Annotated in this window: 16 protein-coding genes; 13 read left to right on the top strand and 3 right to left on the bottom strand. The window is 59.2% G+C overall.

What is annotated here, in order from left to right; translation table 11 throughout:
- Positions 1-6: 6 nt before the first annotated feature.
- The 3 genes from FZF01_RS13065 to FZF01_RS13055 all read right to left on the bottom strand — a co-directional run bounded on the left by FZF01_RS13065 (position 7) and on the right by FZF01_RS13055 (position 6,189).
- On the bottom strand, positions 7-2,421 hold the full coding sequence (locus FZF01_RS13065; RefSeq protein WP_150278631.1) for an EAL domain-containing protein: 2,415 nt from the start codon (positions 2,419-2,421) through the stop codon (positions 7-9).
- Positions 2,412-3,731, bottom strand: coding sequence for a tetratricopeptide repeat protein (locus tag FZF01_RS13060; RefSeq protein WP_150278630.1), 1,320 nt, complete (start codon positions 3,729-3,731; stop codon positions 2,412-2,414). Before FZF01_RS13060 ends, FZF01_RS13065 begins: the two co-directional genes overlap by 10 nt.
- A 76-nt stretch (positions 3,732-3,807) precedes the next feature.
- Positions 3,808-6,189, bottom strand: coding sequence for an EAL domain-containing protein (locus FZF01_RS13055; RefSeq protein WP_223825514.1), 2,382 nt, complete (start codon positions 6,187-6,189; stop codon positions 3,808-3,810).
- A 250-nt stretch (positions 6,190-6,439) separates the two neighbouring features.
- Here FZF01_RS13055 and flhA point away from each other — a divergent pair, with 250 nt between their 5' ends.
- The 13 genes from flhA (at position 6,440) to FZF01_RS12990 (ending at position 20,476) form a co-directional block, all read left to right on the top strand.
- The gene (gene flhA, locus FZF01_RS13050; protein WP_373286438.1) at positions 6,440-8,542 is read left to right on the top strand and encodes a flagellar biosynthesis protein FlhA; all 2,103 of its coding nucleotides are present in this window, start codon (positions 6,440-6,442) and stop codon (positions 8,540-8,542) included.
- Between the two features lie 28 nt (positions 8,543-8,570).
- A complete protein-coding gene (gene flhF / locus FZF01_RS13045) occupies positions 8,571-9,938 on the top strand; it encodes a flagellar biosynthesis protein FlhF (protein WP_150278628.1) in 1,368 nt (455 codons plus the stop codon).
- A 29-nt stretch (positions 9,939-9,967) separates the two neighbouring features.
- A complete protein-coding gene (fleN, locus tag FZF01_RS13040; protein WP_150278627.1) occupies positions 9,968-10,795 on the top strand; it encodes a flagellar synthesis regulator FleN in 828 nt (275 codons plus the stop codon).
- On the top strand, positions 10,792-11,529 hold the full coding sequence (locus tag FZF01_RS13035) for an RNA polymerase sigma factor FliA (protein ID WP_150278626.1): 738 nt from the start codon (positions 10,792-10,794) through the stop codon (positions 11,527-11,529). Before fleN ends, FZF01_RS13035 begins: the two co-directional genes overlap by 4 nt.
- A 216-nt stretch (positions 11,530-11,745) precedes the next feature.
- The gene (locus FZF01_RS13030) at positions 11,746-12,123 is read left to right on the top strand and encodes a chemotaxis response regulator CheY (protein WP_150278625.1); all 378 of its coding nucleotides are present in this window, start codon (positions 11,746-11,748) and stop codon (positions 12,121-12,123) included.
- Positions 12,124-12,140: 17 nt separating this feature from the next.
- The gene (locus FZF01_RS13025; RefSeq protein ID WP_150278624.1) at positions 12,141-12,935 is read left to right on the top strand and encodes a protein phosphatase CheZ; all 795 of its coding nucleotides are present in this window, start codon (positions 12,141-12,143) and stop codon (positions 12,933-12,935) included.
- Positions 12,936-12,962: 27 nt separating this feature from the next.
- Positions 12,963-15,245, top strand: coding sequence for a chemotaxis protein CheA (locus FZF01_RS13020; RefSeq protein WP_150278623.1), 2,283 nt, complete (start codon positions 12,963-12,965; stop codon positions 15,243-15,245).
- Between the two features lie 83 nt (positions 15,246-15,328).
- Positions 15,329-16,465, top strand: a complete 1,137-nt coding sequence (locus FZF01_RS13015) for a protein-glutamate methylesterase/protein-glutamine glutaminase (RefSeq protein WP_150278622.1) — start codon at positions 15,329-15,331, stop codon at positions 16,463-16,465.
- Positions 16,465-17,205, top strand: a complete 741-nt coding sequence (locus FZF01_RS13010) for a flagellar motor protein (RefSeq protein ID WP_150278621.1) — start codon at positions 16,465-16,467, stop codon at positions 17,203-17,205. The genes FZF01_RS13015 and FZF01_RS13010 overlap by 1 nt, the downstream gene beginning before the upstream one ends.
- Before the next feature lie 15 nt (positions 17,206-17,220).
- On the top strand, positions 17,221-18,072 hold the full coding sequence (motD, locus tag FZF01_RS13005) for a flagellar motor protein MotD (protein ID WP_150278620.1): 852 nt from the start codon (positions 17,221-17,223) through the stop codon (positions 18,070-18,072).
- 54 nt (positions 18,073-18,126) lie between these two features.
- Positions 18,127-18,921 carry a ParA family protein gene (locus FZF01_RS13000; RefSeq protein WP_150278619.1) on the top strand — a complete coding sequence of 265 codons (795 nt, stop codon included), beginning with the start codon at positions 18,127-18,129 and terminating at the stop codon, positions 18,919-18,921.
- A gap of 147 nt (positions 18,922-19,068) precedes the next feature.
- Positions 19,069-19,902 (top strand): CheW domain-containing protein, encoded by an 834-nt coding sequence (locus FZF01_RS12995; RefSeq protein WP_150278618.1) that lies wholly within the window; start codon positions 19,069-19,071, stop codon positions 19,900-19,902.
- Positions 19,903-19,996: 94 nt separating this feature from the next.
- Positions 19,997-20,476 (top strand): chemotaxis protein CheW, encoded by a 480-nt coding sequence (locus FZF01_RS12990; RefSeq protein WP_150278617.1) that lies wholly within the window; start codon positions 19,997-19,999, stop codon positions 20,474-20,476.
- Position 20,477 lies beyond the last annotated feature (1 nt).

Here is a 20,477-nt window from a genome sequence, read left to right as displayed (position 1 = left end):
GGTCGCTCATGACTTTCTGATGTTGCTGAGCAGAGTGATTCTTGGCAGGGGCCTGCCGTTCTCCGGCTCGGTAACCAGATGCGGGGAAGGCTTGCCAATGTGATAGCCCTGCACATCATCGATATTGAGTAGACGAACGCACTCGAGCACTGCCTTGCTGTGCACAAACTCGGCGACAGTGCGCATCCCCAGGCCCGTAGCAAATTGCTGAATGCCGCGGGTCACGTTCAGGGCGATCGGATCGGTATCGATATGCTCAATCAGGCTGCCATCGATCTTGATAATGTCGACATTCAGGCGCAGCAGATGCTGGAAGTTCGAGTAACCGGTTCCAAAGTCATCAATCGCAATGCGGCATCCCAGGGCCTTGACCCGGTCAATGAAGCGGCGCACCTCAGCGTAATTCTCGATACCCTCCGACTCCAGAATCTCGAAGATCAGCCTCGAAGCCAGCGAAGGGCTGCCCTTGAGCTTGTCGACGATGAAGTTGGTCAGATCGGGATCGAGCAGGTCCTCGCATGACAGGTTCAGGGAGAAGGCATAATCATTCTCGGCAAACCGGGTGAAACACTGGGTAACCATGGTGCGTGTGATCAAGCGGTAGAGCCGGATCTTCTTGGCCACGCCTAGAAATTCGGCAGGACAGATCGGGCTGCCATTTTCATCAATCATGCGCGCCAGACATTCGAACTTCTCGATACGACCGGTGCGCAAATCCAGGATCGGCTGAAAATAGGGGACGATACGTCCGTCATCCAGGGCGCGCCTGAGGCGGTTGGCCCAGATCAGGTTCTGTTCGTAACTTTCACGGGTACGGTGTGCCGGGTCGTATATGCAATAACCTGTGCGGGCCATGCGCGCTGATTTCAGAGCGATGCTGGCCGAGGTCAGCAACTGCTCATCCGCTTGCTGGGAGCCGTCCTGCTGAAGACTGGTGGCAACGCCAAGGGTCACATTGAGCGGAATGGTCTGCTGCTGCCAGGTTACCGGCAGCATGCTGACAAACCTCAACAGGGATTCGGCACGACTGGCCAGTTGCGCCGAGCTTTCGGCAGAGGGCAGCCAGATTGCCAACTCGTCCCCCGGCATGCGGTATAGCCGGCACGCAGCCCAGCCCCGGTCCCGCAGCAACAGATCCCGCAGGCCCAGTGCCAGATGGCTGATGACATGATCGCCACACTGGTGGCCGTAAAAATCATTGATCTCCTTGAACGAGTCGATATTGATCAGCAGCAGGGAGGCGACGTCGGACCGTTCCAGATCAACCAGCAATTTTTCCCGGTTGGGCAGTTGGGTCAGGGCGTCGGTGTAAAGAATCTGTACCCGGTTGAGTATGCGCGCGACGATCAGCATGATCAGTAACGTCAACCCCAGGGTAACCGCGCTGACCAGGGCGACAATTTTCAGGTTGCTCTCACGCATGGGGAGCAATACGGCATCAATTTCAGTCTTGGGTACACCCACCCCAAAGACCATACCCGCCCGGGTTCGGCTGTAAAAAAGCAGATGTTGCTGGTCATCCACCGTCAGCGGCATGGTTTGCATCGGGGCCACCAGCAGGCTTCCGGAAATCACCGCAGACTGGGGCCGGGAGCCGCCAACGCGGTCATGCAGGTTCGAGTTGATTATCGCATCGATCTTGCGTTGGGCTGCCAGCACGTCGTCGGCGTAGGCTAGGCTCGACAGATTGCGGTTTTCGTTATCCAGTAGGAAGGCAAAGGTACCCGGCGTCACCTTGACGCCACTGACCAGATTGATGATGTCGTCTGCGCGCCAGTCGGTAGATGCCAGCCCGATAACCGCTCCCTGGGCGTCCCGCATTTCGGTGGTGAGGCTGATCACCACGTTATCGATCAGCTCCTTGTAGTAGGCAGGCGTCCAGAAAAAACCGGTGCGCTCCAGGGGTTCCCCGCCGGCAGTAACTTCAGGCAGAACCCGGCTGTACCAGTTCCTGCTGTGATAGAGGTTTCCGTCAGATTGAGTACGGATCAGACCTGCGTTGCGATAGGCATAGGCCGAAACGTCCTGCCCGGATTGATTACCATTGCCCGGGCGGTTGTACCAGATTTCTGCACCGTAGGCCTGAGGCATTCTGCGCAGCCCATTCTCGAGACTGGTAGCAAGCGCTTGGGCTGCGTCGCCCTGAGCCATTTCCCTGCTGCGGTAGAGCGTCTCGCCCAGGTTGGCCAGGCTTGAGGTATTCTGTTCCATCAACTGGTGGTGGGCGTTGATCCGGTTCAGGTTGGCCTGAAAAATATCGGTAATCTGTTTCTGGCGCAGCTCCGCCATTGCCTGTTGGGAAAAATCCAGATTCAGTGATGACATCACCAACATGCCCACGAGAAAAACACCGGCGAGCAAGGTGAGGATGAGCATGATCAGGCGCTTCATCCTCATGTCAGCGAGGTTTTTCAGTCCCATCGACCGTTAATCCCGTCCTCGACGCGTGATCGGGCGGTCGCCAGCTGACTGCCTGTCAACAGCTTTTCTTGCCGTTCAATACCAGCTTTGGCGTCGTCGTGGCCGTTGAGCAACGCAAGGCTGTACCAGACATAGGCGGCTTCGTTATCGGTCTGGCCGTGGGTGCCCCGCGCATAGCTTTCGCCCAACAGATACTGGGCACGGGCCGAGCCCTTGCGCGCAGCCTGATCCAGCCAATAGCGCGACTGCTCGGGAGCACTGCCTTCATGCAACTCTGCCAGGGCAAAGTAGGCCGGGATGTGCCCGCTTGCAGCCGCTTTTTCCAGGTACCTTGCTGCGTTCGCTGCATTGGCGCTCACCCCGGTACCTGTCTGGAAGCTCAGGCCGGTGTAATAGGCGGCCTCGGCAAGCCCCTGATCTGCGGCGCTTTTCAGCAGGCCATGGGCGCGGATGGGATCCTTGGCTATGCCACGACCGTCCTGCAGCAGCAGGCCCAGAGCGAGCTGTCCGGGCGGGTACTTCTGGGCCGCCGATTGTTTTGCCCAGTCAGCAGCACTGGAGGTGTTGTTACTCATGAGTGCCAGTTGGGCCATGTGATGTTGCGCCTTGGCATCGCCCTCGGCAGCCAGCGGTTCGCACGCCTCAAGAGCCTGGGTGTTGTTGCGAATAGTAAACAGCAGATAGCAGTCGCTGTGTTGTCGCCGGCTCAGCGCATCTTCCAGCTCGGTGTCCGGCTGGTCGCTGCTGGCTGAGCTGACAGGGCGTGCGGCGGGGCTCTCAACCTGCTTTCCGGGCCGGGCAACCTGGGCGGCCCTGGTTGAATCAGAGCGACTGGCCGTGGTGGTATTCGTGCCGGAATCGACGCGAGCGGCAAAGCGTTGAACCTCGGTAGGGCATGAATACAGATAACCGCGACGCATGCGCTGCAGGTTGTCGCGAGTGGCCGTGCGATCGGCGTAGGTATCAGCGATATCTGCGCAGCGACGGTTACGCTCGGCAGCCACCCGTGCGAGCTGGGCAGCGAAACGGTCATCGCCCGAGCGCTCCTCCAGATAACGGGTCAGTGGGTCTATATAGGGTTGGGCGAAGAGGGCGCTGACTTCCTTATCGCGGGCCTCGTCATCCTTGCTGCTCACCAGACTGCCGGCGAAGTTGGCCAGGCGTTTGCGCTGAGCCTTGAGCACCTCTGCCGACTGGTTGAAGAAGTCGCTGGAGCGCGACCAGACCTCTTCGCGGTCCGGCAGGCTGCTGCAGCCGCTTAACGAAAAAGCGAGCAGGCCAACAACAAGGGTGGCCGGGAATGCGTGCATGATGTCTCCAGATCGAACCAAGGCGCTAAGCCATCACTCAGGAGCATAGCCGGGTTAGGTGACGGCTCCAATCACTTTATAGATCAGAGCGCGCATTCCTCTCTTCCCCGCCAGCGCTAGTCTTATCTGCCAACACAATGTCGGTAATCAGCGCGTTGGCCGGCATGCCGATACAGGCGCCCTGGGCAAAATCGATGCCCAGCGCTCTCACCTGAGCCAGCACTGCCTGACTGTGTACAAATTCAGCGACGGTCTTGAGGCCGAGCTCCTTGGCGAACTGAACGATCCCCCGGGTCAGTGTCATCGCATTGGTGTCGGTATCCAGCTGCCTGATCAGACTGCCGTCAATCTTGATCAGATCAACATTCAGGCGCAGCAGGTGTTCGAAGTTGGAATATCCCGTCCCAAAGTCATCAATCGCTATGCGGCATCCCAGCGCTTTCACTCGGTCGATGAACAGGCGCACGGGCTCGTAGTTCTCAATGCTCTCGGACTCGAGCACCTCGAAAATTACCCGTTCGGCCAGGGACCGCTTTTGCAAGCGTTCAACAATAAACTCATGGAGCTCGGGATCCAGCAGATCCTCGGACGACAGATTGAGGGAGAACTCGTAATTGTTGTTGGCAAACCATTGCAGGCTCATATCGATCATTCGCCGGGTGACCGAGCGGTACAGGCGGATTTTCCGGGCAATGGGCAGGAACATGGCCGGGCTGATCGGTTCACCCTGGTGGTCGAGCATACGCACCAGACATTCATATTTTTCTATCCGGCCGCTCTCCACGTGCATGATGGGTTGGAAGAAGGGCACCAGCCGGTTTTCTTCAAGAGCCAGCTTCAACTTGTTGGCCCAGATAAGGTTGTGTTCGTAATTCTCGCGCGCACGATCGGCAGGGTCGTAGAGCATGTAACCGGCCTGAGCTACACGGGCGTGCTCCAGGGCAATATTGGCGGAGGGGAGCAGGTGTTCCGGGTCGAGTTTTTCGCCGTTGCGCAGGCGCGTACTGGCCAGCCCCATACTGACATGCAGCGTAATATCGTGATCTTCCCACTGGGTCCGTACCGAGCTCACAAACGCCTGTAGATCACTCGCCAGGCTAACCAGTGCGGCCTCATCTGCCTGACCGGGTCGCCAGATTGCCAGCTCGTCACCCGGCATACGGTAGAGCCGACCGCTGCGTGAAAGGGGCCTGGCCTGGAGATAGGCTTGCAGCTGTGTTGAGAGGGTCACAATCACATGGTCGCCACACTGATGGCCGTAGAAATCGTTGATTTGCTTGAAGCCATCGATATTCAGCAATACCAGTGACGCGGCGGGCCGGCTGCGCAGATCCACCAGCAAGCGCTCACGATTGGGTAATTGGGTCAGTGGGTCGGTGTAGAGGTTGCGCAGCCGCCTGAGAGTGCCGGCGATCATGTATAGGATCAACGCCGACAAAACCACCAGGATACTGCCGATCAATGCCACGATCCGCAGGTTGCTGGCACGCATGGGTAGCAGAACAGCGTCAATCTCCGCCTGGGGGACGCCAATGCCGAAAACCATACCTGCCTGGGTGGCAGAGTAGAACAGGGCAAACTCCTCGCCCCCCACTTCGAGGGTTCGCTGCTCTCGGGGGGGCGTCACACTCGACAACCGGCCCACGGCCTGCGGCACCAGCTGTTGCAGCTGAGCGTCACTGATGGCCGTCATCAGTTGTTGTGCGTGCTCCACATCATCGGCCCGGGCCAGGCTGGACAGGTTGCGGTTCTCGCTGTCCAGCAGAAAGGAAAACGTACCTGGCGTTATGTCTACGCCGCTGATCAGGCGGATGACGTCATCGGCCCGCCAGTCGGTCGAGACAATACCAATGCTGCGACCGGACGCATCCCGCATGGTGGTGCTCAGACTTATTACCACGTCATCGATACGGCGCTTGAAGTAGGCCGCTGTCCAGTAGAAGCGGCGGGCCTGGCCCGTCACCCTGGCGTTATCCAGGTTGTCGACCAGTCGCCGATACCAGGCGCGGTTGACGAATTCGGCGCTGGCACGGGTGGTGATGATCTCCGAACCCTGTCGATAGGCAATCACCCCGACAGGTTGATCGGCTAAAGCCCCCGGTTCGTACCAGACGCCGCTCCCGTGCGCGTCTGGAAAATCATCCAGCCCGTCACGAAGCATCGATTCCAGTCGGGATGCACTTGCGTTGCCCTGTTGTCGCAGCCGATGAAATAGCTCACCGGTACGCGCCAGCCCGACCGTATTCTGCTCCATTTTCTGATGGTGGGCGTTTATGCGGTCCAGATTGGCTTCAAAGGTATCGATGATCTGACGCTGACGCAGGTCGGACATGGCTTGCTGGGCAAAGTCCAGATTCAGCCGCGACATCAACAACATGCCAATGATGAACAGCACCACCAGCAGGCTCAGCACAACCATGATCAGTCGCTGTGTAGGCATGTTAGCGGGCAGCTTCACGGTTGATCTCATGGTGCGGCCCTTGGGCTGATTGGACTGGCAGACAGGGTCGGCTCAAAGGCAGCCCGCTTTTTTGTTGCACTGCAATATTAGCAGCGATCGATCGCCCTCGTTGTGACAGCTATGTGTGATTCTGTGACAAAAAATCGCAGACTGGAACGGAACTTGCGTAGGGTCATGCCAGGCCGTATCTGGCGTCAAATATTTGATCGGGAATGTCGAACGCATGGCAGTGAATCGCACAGAAGTAATGGGGAACATGCGCAGTAACCTGGCGGGGCTGCGCCACGGCAGCCTGGGCGTGCCGATTCTGTTGCTGGTCATGCTCGGCATGATGATGCTGCCAGTACCGCCATTTCTGCTCGACGTGCTCTTTACCTTCAATATCGCGCTTGCGCTAGTGGTGCTGCTGGTCTGTGCCTACGCCCTGCGGCCCCTGGACTTCGCTGTGTTCCCGACCATCCTGCTGGTGGCGACCTTGCTACGCCTGGCGCTGAACGTGGCCTCCACGCGGGTGGTGCTGCTCTACGGTCATGAGGGTGGAGATGCCGCGGGCAAGGTTATCCAGGCCTTTGGTGAGGTGGTGATCGGCGGCAACTATGTGGTCGGTCTGGTGGTCTTCGCGATCCTCATGATCATCAACTTCGTCGTGGTAACCAAGGGCGCCGGACGAATCTCCGAAGTCAGTGCGCGATTCACCCTGGATGCCATGCCCGGCAAGCAGATGGCCATTGATGCCGACCTCAATGCCGGCATTATCGATCAGGAACAGGCCAAGCTACGTCGCCAGGAAGTGGCCCAGGAGGCAGACTTCTACGGCTCCATGGACGGTGCCAGCAAGTTTGTTCGCGGTGACGCGGTCGCCGGTCTGCTGATTCTGTTCATCAACGTCATTGGTGGTCTGGCAATCGGCATCGCCCAGCACGACTTGAGCTTCGCTGACGCCGGACGTATCTACGTGCTGTTGACCATTGGTGACGGTCTGGTGGCGCAGATACCGTCGCTGTTGCTGTCCACTGCTGCAGCAATTATGGTGACCCGCGTTTCCACCTCCGAAGACATGGGCGCGCAGGTCAACCGTCAGATGTTTGCCTCGCCGAAGGCACTGGCGATTGCGGCGGCGATCATGATCGTCATGGGTCTGATTCCCGGCATGCCGCACTTCTCCTTCCTGAGTCTCGGTGCCCTGGCCGCCGGCGCTGCGTATTACATCGCCAACCGCCAGCGTTTGAAGCTGGTCGAGGCGGAAGAAGTGCAGCGCCAGGAAGCGGAAGTGCCCGCTCTGGCTCGCCCTGAAACCCGTGAGCTGGGCTGGGACGACGTCACTCCGGTAGATATGGTCGGCCTGGAAGTCGGTTACCGCCTGATTCCCCTGGTTGATCGCAACCAGGGGGGCCAGCTGCTGGCGCGAATCAAGGGTGTGCGCAAGAAGCTCTCCCAGGACATGGGCTTTCTGATGCCCTCTGTGCATATTCGCGACAACCTGGATCTGTCGCCCAATTCCTATCGCGTCACACTGATGGGCGTGGGTGTGGCGGAGGCCGAGGTGTACCCCGACCGCGAGCTGGCCATCAACCCGGGTCAGGTTTTTGGCGAGATCAAGGGCCTGGCCGGCAAGGATCCGGCGTTTGGTCTGGATGCAGTCTGGATCGAGCCGATGCAGAAGGATCAGGCGCAATCACTGGGTTATACCGTGGTGGACGCCAGCACCGTGGTGGCCACCCACCTCAATCAGATACTGCACAAGCATGCCCACGAACTGCTTGGTCATGAGGAGGTTCAGCAGTTGCTGCAGGTGCTGGCCAAGGCTTCCCCCAAGCTGGCAGAGGAGCTGGTGCCTGGCATCATTTCCCTGTCAGGGCTGCTCAAGGTTCTGCAGGGCCTGCTGCAGGAGCAGGTGCCGGTCCGGGACATTCGCACCATCGCCGAGGCTATCGCCAACCAGCCTGGCAAGAGTCAAGATCCTGGCGCACTGATTGCGGTTGTTCGCGTGGCGCTGGCTCGCTCCATCGTACAAAGCATTGTAGGGCTTGACTCGGAGCTACCTGTGATCACTCTGGAGCCAAGGTTGGAACAGATATTGCTACAGAGTCTACAGAAGGCCGGTCAGGGGGGTGACGACGGCATCATGCTCGAACCGGGCATGGCCGAGAAGCTTCAGCGTTCACTGGCCGATGCGGTACAGCGGCAGGAAGTGCAGGGCAAGCCGGCGATATTGCTGGTAGCGGGACCGGTTCGCGGCATGATGGCCAAGTTTGTTCGCTACGCAGCCCCCGGAGCCCATGTGCTGTCCTACCAGGAAATACCGGACAGCAAGCAGGTCACCATCGTTGCTACGGTCGGCCAAAGCTAATACATACGAATAGAAGGGTGGGTCAGCCATGAAAGTAAAAAGGTTCTTTGCTGCCGATATGCGCCAGGCGATGAAGCTGGTCCGCGAGGAGCTGGGTGCCGACGCCTCGATTATCGGCAACCGCCGGGTTGTTGGCGGCGTGGAACTGACCGCCGCGGTGGACTACGAAGCGCCACGCCTGACTCCGCCCACCCCAGGCCTGAGCCAGGAGCTCAAGAAAACCCAGGAGCGCATCGTCAGCGCCCGGGCTCAGCTTGAGGCCGGCGACCGTTCGACCGAGCAGCCCAGCGTCAATCGGCAGTTGTTTGGCGAGACCATGCGCCAGGCAGTGCGCGATGGCTCGCCTGTTGCCCGCGAGCTGCTCGACAGACTGAATAACGAAATCGCCGACCCGGTCCCCGAGGCGCCCCGCGCCCAGGCAGCACCCACTCGGCAGCAGACTCACTCCGAACCCGAAAGCAGCTCCGGCCTGAGCGCCATGCGCGATGAAATTGCCGGTCTGCGCGAAATGCTCGAAGCGCAGTTGGGTAGCATGGCCTGGGGTCAGGTCAATCAGCAGCGCCCACAACAGGCCAGCCTCTGGCGGCGTCTTACCCAACTGGGCCTGCCAGCCGAATTGAGCCAGAAGCTGCTGCAACTGGTAGCTAACGAAACCAATACGCGCCAGGCCTGGCGGATGCTGCTGGCGCACCTGGCCCACAGCATCCCGGTCATGCGCGAAGAGCTGGTTGATCAGGGCGGCATTGTTGCATTGGTCGGTCCCACCGGCGCCGGCAAGACCACCACCCTGGGCAAGCTTGCCGCACGCTATGTGCTCAAGCATGGCAGCCAGCATGTGGCTCTGGTCACCATGGATACCTATCGCATTGGTGCCCACGAGCAATTGCGTACCCTTGGGCGTATTCTCAATGTGCCGGTGCGCGTGGTTGACGAGCAAAACAGCCTGGCCGATGTGCTTCAGGAATTCTCCGGCAAGCGCCTGGTGCTGGTCGACAGCGCCGGCCTTCAGGCCCAGGACCCGCATCTTCACGGCCAGCTCAATCAACTGGCGGCACTGGGCCATCGTGTCAGCAAGTTGCTGGTGCTGGCAGCAACCAGTCAGTATCAGGTGCTCAAGGCTGCTTATCACACCTACAAGGTCTGTGGCCTCAGCGGTTGCGTGTTGACCAAGGTCGACGAGGCAGCCACTCTCGGAGAAGCATTGGGTCTGGCCATGCAACAGGGTTTACCGGTAGCCTATCTGGCAGATGGCCAGCGCATACCGGATGATATTGCCAAGGCAGTGGGGCATCAGCTGGTCAGCCGCGCGGTCAGTCTGGCGGGCAACGAGGCGCCGGCAGATCAGGCCATGGCAGATGTGTTTGCCGGTATACTACACACCCAGCGGGCAAGCTAACCGAACTTATAAGAAGGTAATCAACGCAGATGGGCAGCAAACATCCGGTTCAGGTTATTGCGGTCACCGGCGGCAAGGGCGGCATAGGCAAGACCAACGTGTCAGTCAATCTCGGCCTCGCACTTGCCGATTTGGGGCGGCGTGTCGTCCTGCTTGATGCTGACCTTGGTCTGGCCAACGTCGACGTTCTGCTCGGACTCAAGGCCAAGGCGACGCTGGCTGACGTGCTGGAAGGAACCTGCGAGCTGCGCGATGTGCTGCTCAACGGCCCCGGGGGGATCCGCATCGTTCCAGCCGCTTCCGGCGCTGCCAGCATGGTCAACCTCAATCCCCAGCAGCATGCGGGTCTGATTCAGGCGTTCAGTGAAATCGGTGACAATATCGATGTGCTGATTGTCGACACCGCCGCCGGAATCGGCGATTCGGTTGTGAGCTTCGTACGCGCCTCCCAGGAAGTTCTGGTGGTTGTCTGCGATGAGCCCACCTCGATTACCGACGCCTATGCGCTGATCAAACTGCTTAATCGTGACCACGGCATGACGCGCTTTCGCGTGTTGGCCAACATGGTTCACACTCCCCAGGAAGGTCGTCTGGTGTTCAGCAAGCTGACCAAGGTCACCGATCGGTTTCTGGATGTGGCCCTGCAGTATGTTGGCGCGGTACCCTACGATGAAAACGTACGCAAGGCGGTGCAGAAACAGCGCGCGGTATATGATGCTTTCCCGCGTAGCAAGGCATCGCTGGCGATCCGCGGGATCGCACAGAAGGTGAACGCCTGGCCATTACCGGCCAATCCACGCGGCCACCTTGAATTTTTTGTCGAGCGCCTGGTGCAACAGACCGGAACAGGCCTATGACCTTAACGGCAGGTGGGGTGAGCATGTATACACGCGCACAGGGTTCCGCGGGTTCCCAGGATCGTCTGGTCGAACAGTTCGCTCCTCTGGTCAAGCGTATTGCCTACCATCTGCTGGGCCGCCTGCCGGCCAGCGTCCAGGTTGATGATCTTATACAGGCCGGCATGATCGGCTTGCTCGAAGCCTCTCGCAAGTTTGACAATTCCAAGGGCGCCAGCTTCGAGACCTATGCCGGTATCCGTATTCGTGGGGCCATGCTCGATGAGGTACGCAAGGGTGACTGGGCGCCACGTTCGGTACACCGCAATACTCGCATGGTCAGTGATGCAGTGCGCGCCGTCGAGTCGCGGCTGGGACGTGATGCCAAGGATCAGGAGATAGCTGCAGAGCTGGAAATGAGTCTTGAGGAATATTATTCGATCCTCAATGATACAGCCGGCAGCAAGCTGTTCAGCTTCGATGACCTGCTCGAATCCGGAACCCGGGCCGACGCACACGGCGACGAAGAGCCCTTTGGCGGGCTGGAGGACCAGCGTTTTCGCCAGGCTCTGGTGGAAGCAATTGACACCCTGCCCGAGCGTGAGCGTCTGCTGCTGTCGCTATATTACGACGAAGAGCTGAACCTCAAGGAAATAGGCGCAGTGCTTGGTGTCAGTGAGTCGCGCGTCAGTCAGTTACACAGTCAGTGCGCAGCGCGGCTGCGCGCCAGGCTGGGCGGATGGCGAAATGATTGATTTTGTGGTCAACATCCGGACAATGCCCACAGAACGAGAATATCGCCTGGCAGTAACAGGTACGAAGACGAACTAATGTCAGCGGAGGCAGCACGATTGGGCCACTCCGGTTACACTGGCGTCAATAAAACGTGAAAGGCTTGTTTGGCCAGTAGCTTAACGGAGTGTGACAACGCACTCTTCCTGGTGTGTACGGAGGTCGACTTGGACAAGAATATGAAAATTCTCATCGTTGATGATTTTTCAACGATGAGGCGCATCATCAAGAATTTGTTGCGCGACCTGGGGTTCACCAACACGGCGGAAGCCGATGATGGCACCTCCGCGCTGCCAATGCTGCAAAGCGGTAATTTTGACTTTCTGGTTACCGACTGGAACATGCCCGGCATGAGCGGCATCGATCTGCTACGTGCAGTACGAGCTGACGAACGCCTCAAGCATCTCCCGGTGTTGATGGTTACCGCTGAAGCCAAACGCGATCAGATCATCGAGGCCGCCCAGGCCGGTGTGAACGGTTACGTTGTCAAGCCGTTTACCGCTCAGGCACTCAAGGAAAAGATCGAGAAGATCTTCGAGCGCGTTCAGGCTAAATAACAACCGGGGTACAGGTTATGGCGTTAAGTAAGGACACCGGCCAGGCTACCGCTCAGGAATACGAACATTCCCTGAAGGACAATGCGCGGCAGTTGGTCGATCTCTTGGAGAAAGGGCAGTTCGGCGAAGCCATACTGGTCATTCACGCGATCAATCAGGCACGCGACCGCGGTCTCTATCATGAAGTGGGGCTGCTGACGCGTGCGCTGCACAACGCCATCGTCAACTTTCAGCTCGATACCAGCCAGGCGCTGGGTGATGATGTTGAAGCCACGCGTATCTCGGATGCCTCGGATCGGTTGGACTATGTCGTGACACTCACCGACAAGGCGGCCAACCGCACCATGGATCTGGTTGACGCCAGTGCGCCTATCGTTGCCAATCTGGGCCAGGAAGCCGCTGCACTGCGCACCGACTGGGAACGTCTGCAGCGACGCGAAATGGCCGCCGGCGAATTCCGCGACCTGTACAAGCGCATGGGTGACTTTCTGGAGAAAACCGAAAGCTCAGCCACCCAGGTCAGCGGTCAGTTGAATGAGATTGTCATGGCTCAGGATTATCAGGACCTCACCGGTCAGGTGATCAAGCGGGTGATTACTCTGGTGCATGACGTCGAGGAAAGCTTGCTGGATCTGGTACGCATGGCCGGTCAGGTGGATCGTTTTGCCGGCATAGAGCATCAGAAAGCCACCCCCGAAGCAAAAAAAGTGTCACCCAAGGGTGAAGGTCCGCAGATTCATGCCGATAAAAGAGAAGATGTTGTCTCAGGGCAGGATGAAGTCGATGACCTTCTGTCCAGCCTGGGCTTCTAATAACAAGCGCTACCCGGGAGTGGATGCATGAGCTTTGATGCGGATGAAGAGATCCTCCAGGACTTTCTGGTTGAGGCCGGAGAGATTCTGGAATTGTTGTCCGAACAGCTTATCGAGCTGGAAAATCGTCCCGACGATACCAACTTGCTCAATGCTATCTTCCGCGGCTTTCATACCGTCAAGGGTGGCGCCGGATTTCTTCAGCTCGACGCGCTGGTAGGCTGCTGTCACATCGCCGAGAACGTCTTCGATATCCTGCGCAAGGGCGAGCGAAAGGTTGATTCCGAGCTGATGGACGTCGTCCTCCAGGCATTGGACAGCGTCAACACCATGTTTGACGAAGTGCGCGAGCGCACCCCGCCAACGCCCGCCGATCCAGCCCTGCTCGAGGCCCTTGCACGACTGGCAACGCCAGCTGCTGACGAGCCCGCAAGCGACCCACTGCCCACCGAAGCCAGTCCGGCGACACCTGAACCGCAGGCCGTCCAGGCGCCGGAAGCGACAGTAGCCGAGGGCGATATTACCGACGATGAGTTTGAGCAGTTGCTCGATGCGCTGCATGGTCCGTCCGCAGATGCACAGCCATCCGGTGCCGTTGCACAGACTGACGCAGTCGCAGCCATTCCGGCTTCCGGCACGGGTGACGAAATCACCGATGACGAATTCGAAGCGCTGCTCGATCAGTTGCATGGCAAAGGCGCAACAACAGCCGCCACCGCCGCCGTTGCCGCCGCGCCGCCGTCTGCACCCGCACCGACGAGTGACGAAATCAACGACGACGAATTTGAAGCGCTGCTGGATGAACTCCATGGCAAGGGTGCAGCCCCGGGTCTTGCGGCCGCCTCCAGTCCCGCTGCCACATCCGCACCGGAGCCCGAAGCGTCAGATCACATAACCGATGACGAATTCGAAGCGCTGCTTGACCAGTTGCATGGGAATGGTAAACCGCCGACAGTGATTGACCCGCAGCCGGCTTCTGCTCCCGCCAAACCGGCGGCTGACGCAAAAAAAGCAGCCAAGCCCGTTGCGAAGGCGGCCAGTCCCGTATCAGCGGCCGCCACCGACACTGCACCGCCAACACCACCTTCTATCCCGCCGGTACCCAAGGACAAGGCCGGGGCTGCCTCCGATAACCCCGCCGTCGAAACCACGGTGAGGGTCGATACCGCCCGTCTTGATGAGATCATGAATATGGTCGGCGAGCTGGTGCTGGTGCGTAACCGCCTGGTGCGCCTGGGCGTGAGCAGCGGCGATGAGGAGCTCAACAAGGCAGTCGGCAATCTTGATGTGGTTACCGCTGATCTGCAGTCGTCGGTAATGAAGACGCGGATGCAGCCGATCAAGAAGGTGTTTGGCCGCTTCCCACGCGTGGTCCGGGATCTGGCGCGTAGCCTGAAAAAGGAAATCAACCTGGACATGATCGGTGAAGAGACCGATCTGGACAAGAATCTGGTCGAGGCTCTGGCCGACCCCCTGGTGCACCTGGTGCGCAACTCGGTCGACCACGGTATCGAGCTGCCCGCCGAACGGGAAGCCGCGGGCAAGCCGCGTACCGGCAAGGTAGTGCTGGCCGCCGAACAGGAAGGCGATCACATCCTGCTGACGATTACCGACGATGGCCGTGGTATGGACGCCGAAGTGTTGCGCGCCAAGGCAGTCGAGAAGGGCATGATGGACAAGGAGGTTGCCGATCGTCTGACCCAGAGCGAATGCTTCGATCTGATTCTGGCACCCGGTTTCTCGACCAAGACCGAAATTTCCGACGTATCCGGCCGCGGTGTCGGTATGGATGTGGTCAAGACCAAGATCTCCCAGCTCAACGGCACCATTGGCATCACTTCCACCAAGGGCCAGGGTACGGTGATTGCGATCAAGGTGCCCCTGACCCTGGCGATCATGCCGACCCTGATGGTGATGCTGAACGATCAGGCCTTTGCTCTGCCGCTGGTCAGCGTGAACGAGATCTATAATCTGGACCTGTCGCGCACCAACGTGGTGGACGGACAGGAGGTCATCATCGTCCGTGACAAGGCCCTGCCGCTGTTCTTTCTCAAGCGCTGGCTGATGCCGGGTGTCGAGGATACTTCAGACCGTTCCGCCGCCAGCGTGGTTATCGTCTCGGTGGGTACGCAGCGTGTCGGCTTCGTGGTCGATCAACTGGTCGGTCAGGAAGAAGTGGTGATCAAGCCGCTGGGACGCATGCTGCAGGGCACTGCCGGCATGTCCGGCGCGACCATTACCGGTGACGGTCGTATTGCGCTGATTCTGGATATCCCCAGCCTGCTCAAGCGTTACGCGCGCCGCAGTTAGTCGGCATGGTCGCGCATTAAATGGATACAGGCACGCTGCCGTCCGGCAGTGTGCCCTTCAGGTTTCAGGAGAGCAGATAGCCTATGGTAGTCAAGGTGCTGGTGGTGGACGACTCCGGGTTTTTCCGTCGCAGGGTGACGGAAATCCTGGCGGGCGACCCGCAGATCAAGGTAGTCGGCACCGCATCCAACGGGCGCGAAGCCGTGGACCAGACCCTTGCATTGCGTCCAGACGTGATCACCATGGATTACGAGATGCCGGTGATGGATGGCATAACGGCCGTGCGCGAAATCATGCAGCGCTGTCCCACCGCGGTTCTGATGTTCTCGTCGCTGACCTATGAGGGCGCGCGGATCAGTCTCGACGCTCTGGATGCCGGCGCCGCAGATTACCTGCCAAAGAATTTCGAAGATATCTCGCGCAATCCGGACAAGGTCCGGCAGTTGCTCTGCGAGCGGGTACATACCCTGGCCCGCACCAACCGGCGCTCACTGGGTCTTGGCGGATCGGGCTCCACCTCAGCGTCGGCCTCCCTCGCCACCCCGGCTCCGGCTCCCTCTACAGGCGCTACCTCCGCCCGGCCCGGGTTGCGTCCCGCTGAGCCGGCAACACCACGGCCCGCACCCACACCTATACGTAATAGCCCGCCGCCGCGCAAAAAGCATTACCAACTGGTGGCGATCGGCACTTCCACTGGCGGCCCGGTGGCGTTGCAGAAAGTATTGACTCAACTGCCGGCCAACTTCCCCTCACCCTTGCTCCTCATCCAGCATATGCCGGCAGCCTTTACCAAGGCCTTTGCCGAGCGGCTGGACAAACTCTGCCGTATCAGCGTCAAGGAGGCCGAAGATGGTGACACCTTGAAGCCTGGCGTGGCCCTGCTTGCCCCCGGCGGCAAGCAGATGATGCTGGATGGCCGCGGGGTGGTGCGTATACTTCCCGGAGATGAGCGGTTGAACTTCAGACCCTGCGTGGATGTGACCTTCGGTTCTGCGGCCAAGACGTTTCGCGACAAGGTGCTCGCGGTGGTACTCACCGGCATGGGCGCGGATGGCCGTGAGGGCGCGCGGATGCTCAAACAGGCAGGCAGTGACGTATGGGCTCAGGACGAGGCCAGTTGCGTGATCTACGGCATGCCCATGGCCATCGCCAAGGCCAATCTGGCTGACGGGATCTACAGCCTCGATGACATCGGCCGCCATCTGGCAGAGCTCAGCTAATGGATATCCTCAGCATCATCGGTGTGATTCTTGCCTTCGTTGCGATACTCGGGGGCAACTATCTCGAGGGGGGGCATGTTGGCGCCCTGCTCAATGGTCCGGCCGCGCTGATTGTCTTTGGCGGCACCCTGGGTGCCGCGTTCATCCAGACCCCGCTGAAGGTCTTCAAGCGGGCGCTGGTCATTTCCCGCTGGATCTTCGTGCCCCCAGGCAACCGCCTGCAGGAAGGCATCAATCAGGTGATCGAGTGGAGCACCATCGCGCGCAAGGAAGGTCTGCTGGGTCTTGAGCAGATCGCCGAGATCGAACGTGACGTATTCGCCCGCAAGGGCCTGCAGCTGCTGGTTGATGGCAGCGAGCCGGAAGCCTTGCGCAGTATTCTCGAGGTTGACCTGCTGACCCGGGAAAATCATGACCTGATGGCCGCCAAGGTGTACGAAAGCATGGGCGGCTATTCTCCCACTATCGGTATTATCGGTGCGGTCATGGGCCTGATCCACGTGATGGGCAACCTTGCGGACCCATCCATGCTGGGTACCGGTATCGCCGTTGCCTTTGTGGCGACCATCTATGGTGTTGCCCTGGCCAACCTGTTCCTGCTGCCGGTGGCCAATAAGCTCAAGTCAGTCGTATTGCAACAGTCGCGCTACCGGGAAATGCTGGTTGAAGGCTTGCTGTCGATCGCCGAAGGCGAAAATCCGCGCTCCATCGGGATGAAGCTGGAAGGCTTCCTCGATTAACCGCAGGGGTCCAGCATGCGTCGCAGACGACAGGAAGAGCACGAAAATCACGAACGCTGGCTGGTGTCCTACGCCGACTTCATTACCTTGCTGTTCGCCTTTTTTGTTGTCATGTATTCCATTTCATCGGTCAACGAAGGCAAATACAAAGTCCTGTCCGACACACTGGTCGGTGCATTCAATCAACCCCAGCGCACCATCGACCCGATCCAGGTCGGCAACAACGTTCCGCGGGGTATCGACACCAGCGAGCAGCCGGGTACGGCTGGCAATGACGGCCAGGGCGAAGGCGCCGATGCCCTTGAAAGCATTGCCGACGCCATGCGCTCGGCCTTTGGCGATATGATCAGTGCAGGTGACCTCGAAGTCCGCGGCAACGAGCTGTGGATCGAGATAGAGTTGAATTCCGGATTGTTGTTCCCCAGTGGGGATGCATTACCCCTGGACGCCGCCTTCCCGCTGATTGAACGTATTGCCAAAATCCTGGCGCCCTATGAGAATCCGATTCATGTAGAGGGCTTTACCGATAATATCCCGATGCGCTCGCGGGCGTATCCAACCAATTGGGAACTCTCTGCCGCGCGTGCGGCCAGTGTGGTGCGGATGCTCGACAACGGCGGGGTTGATGCAGGTCGATTGGCAGCCGTGGGTTATGGTCAATATCGCCCGGTAGCAGACAACACAACGGCTGCCGGACGCAGAGCCAACCGGCGGGTGGTCTTGCTGGTCTCGCGTTTCACCGATAAACGCCACGAGGCATTTGCCGGAAATGCAGCAACTGAAGTGGACTCAATGCGTGAAGCGCGCATTGAATCCGGCGCTGCGCCCGGTGCGGGCAGTGCATCTGGCACGACTCCTGCTTTGTAGGTTTGTGAGTGTGTCGGTACGCGTGTCGCGTCAATCTGTTGTCGGAGGAAGGGCATGAAAGTCTGGGCTGTATCCAATCAGAAGGGCGGGGTGGGCAAAACGACCACCGTCGTAGCCCTGGCCGGTTTGCTGGCCGATCAGGGACAGCGTGTGCTCGTGGTCGATCTGGACCCCCATGGTTCGATGACCAGCTACTTCGGCCATGATCCGGACAGCTTGACCAGCAGCGTTTTCAACCTGTTCCAGCACAAGGGGCAGGTGCCTCAAGGACTGGCTGCAGCGCTGTTGCTCGACACTTCCCATGAAAACATCAAACTCATGCCCTCCAGTACCTCACTGGCCACACTGGAACGGCAATCTGCCATGCAGGGGGGGTATGGACTGGTTCTGTCCCGCGCGCTCACTCAGCTATGGGACGACTACGAGTTTGTATTGATCGACAGCCCACCGCTGCTCGGTGTGTCCATGATCAACGCCCTGGCTGCCTGCGAGCAGCTGGTGATCCCGGTGCAGACCGAGTTTCTTGCCCTCAAGGGGCTCGAACGCATGGTGCATACCCTGGATATGGTCAATCGTTCGCGCAAGCAGGCGCTACCCTTCACCATTGTGCCAACCCTGTTTGACCGCCGTACCCAGGCGTCCCTTAGCACCCTGCGGGCCTTGCGGCATGATTACGCCGACCATCTCTGGCAGGCCTATATTCCGATCGACACCAAATTGCGAGATGCGAGTCTGGCTGGCCTGGTGCCTTCACGCCTGGATAATTCCGCCCGTGGCGTTCTGGCCTATCGGGCGTTGCTGCGCTATCTGCTTGCGCAATCATTACCCCGTCGCAACAAGGTTGCCTGAATGCGACGCCCGCTTGCTACGGACCTTGCTACGCACGTTCGCTGCGCACGCTACAATCAACGCTCATGCTTGGCCGGGCATGGCCGATACAAGAATACAGGGCTGCTTTTTTGGCATGCCAAAGCGTCGTGACAAGACAAGCTATCTATGAATAAACCCTTACCCGTCGAGCAATACATTCCCCAGCAGACAATCCAGAGCTATCTGGATGCGTTGCTGCAGGATGCATCCAGTGAGCTGCTGCTGGCCGAAACGGCGGCGGTGGAGGTTCAGCAGGATGAGCCCGTCATTGCGCCACCGGTTGCGGCCCCACACGGCAATGCCGGTCAGGTCGATCCTGTACCCGCCGTGCAGGAAAAGTCACGCATAGCCGAACGTATGCTGGGACAGCCTCGATTGGGGCATCAGGATACGCCCCCGACACTGGAGCAGCGCCAGACTCCGGTCGCTGCAGAGGCAGCCGCTGCTGCCCCTGAGCCAGTACAGGCATCCAAACCAGTGTGGCGGGAGCAGGAATTCGAGGCATTGTTATTTGATGTGGCTGGTCTGACCCTGGCCGTACCACTGGTCTCGCTTGGCACCATTCATGCGCTGGATAGCGAAATTACACCGTTATTCGGTCAGCCCGACTGGTTTCTGGGCATACTGCCCACGGTAACAGGCAACCTCAAGGTGCTGGATACTGCGCGGTGGGTCATGCCCGAGCGCTACACAGATGCCCTGCAGGAAGGGCTGCGCTTTGTTATCTCGGTGCAGGGCTATGACTGGGGGCTTGCCGTGCATGGCGTCAGCAGATCGATCAAGCTGACCCCTGATCAGGTCAAGTGGCGCTCACAGCAAGGCAAGCGTCCCTGGTTGGCTGGCACGGTGATTGATCAGATGTGCGCACTGCTAGACGTGGCGGCGCTGGCCGAGATGATTGCCACCGGGCAGGGCGAACACGATAAACGCAAGGACACCTCCGGCAGGGCATTGGTATAGCGCTGCCATGGAGTATGATTGACCTTATGTAGCAAACCGGCATTCCGCTGCCATCCAGCGGAATTGGCTTATACGAAGATCGGGAACCGAGACAATGCAAAACAATACCGCACAGGGCGCTGAAGATCCGATCCTGCAATGGGTTACCTTCCGCCTGGATAACGAGAGCTATGGCATAAACGTGATGCAGGTGCAGGAAGTACTGCGCCACACCGAGATCGCCCCGGTTCCCGGCGCGCCGTCCTACGTGCTGGGCATCATCAACCTGCGCGGTAACGTGGTCACGGTTATCGATACCCGCCAGCGCTTCGGTCTGACACCGGCGCCAATCACCGACAATACTCGCATCGTGATCATCGAGGCTGACAAGCAGGTAGTCGGTATTCTGGTCGACAGTGTTGCCGAGGTGGTCTATCTCCGTCAGTCGGAGATCGAGACGGCACCGAACGTGGGTACCGATGAGTCTGCCAAGTTCATCCAGGGCGTATGCAACAAGAACAATGAATTGCTCATCCTGGTCGATCTGGAAAAGATGATGACCGAAGACGAGTGGGCAGAGCTGCAGGGATTCTGAG

Source organism: Halopseudomonas salina, assembly GCF_008641105.1.
The sequence above is the reverse complement of the archived record's forward strand: the minus strand, read 5'-3'. Positions and strand labels throughout refer to the sequence as shown.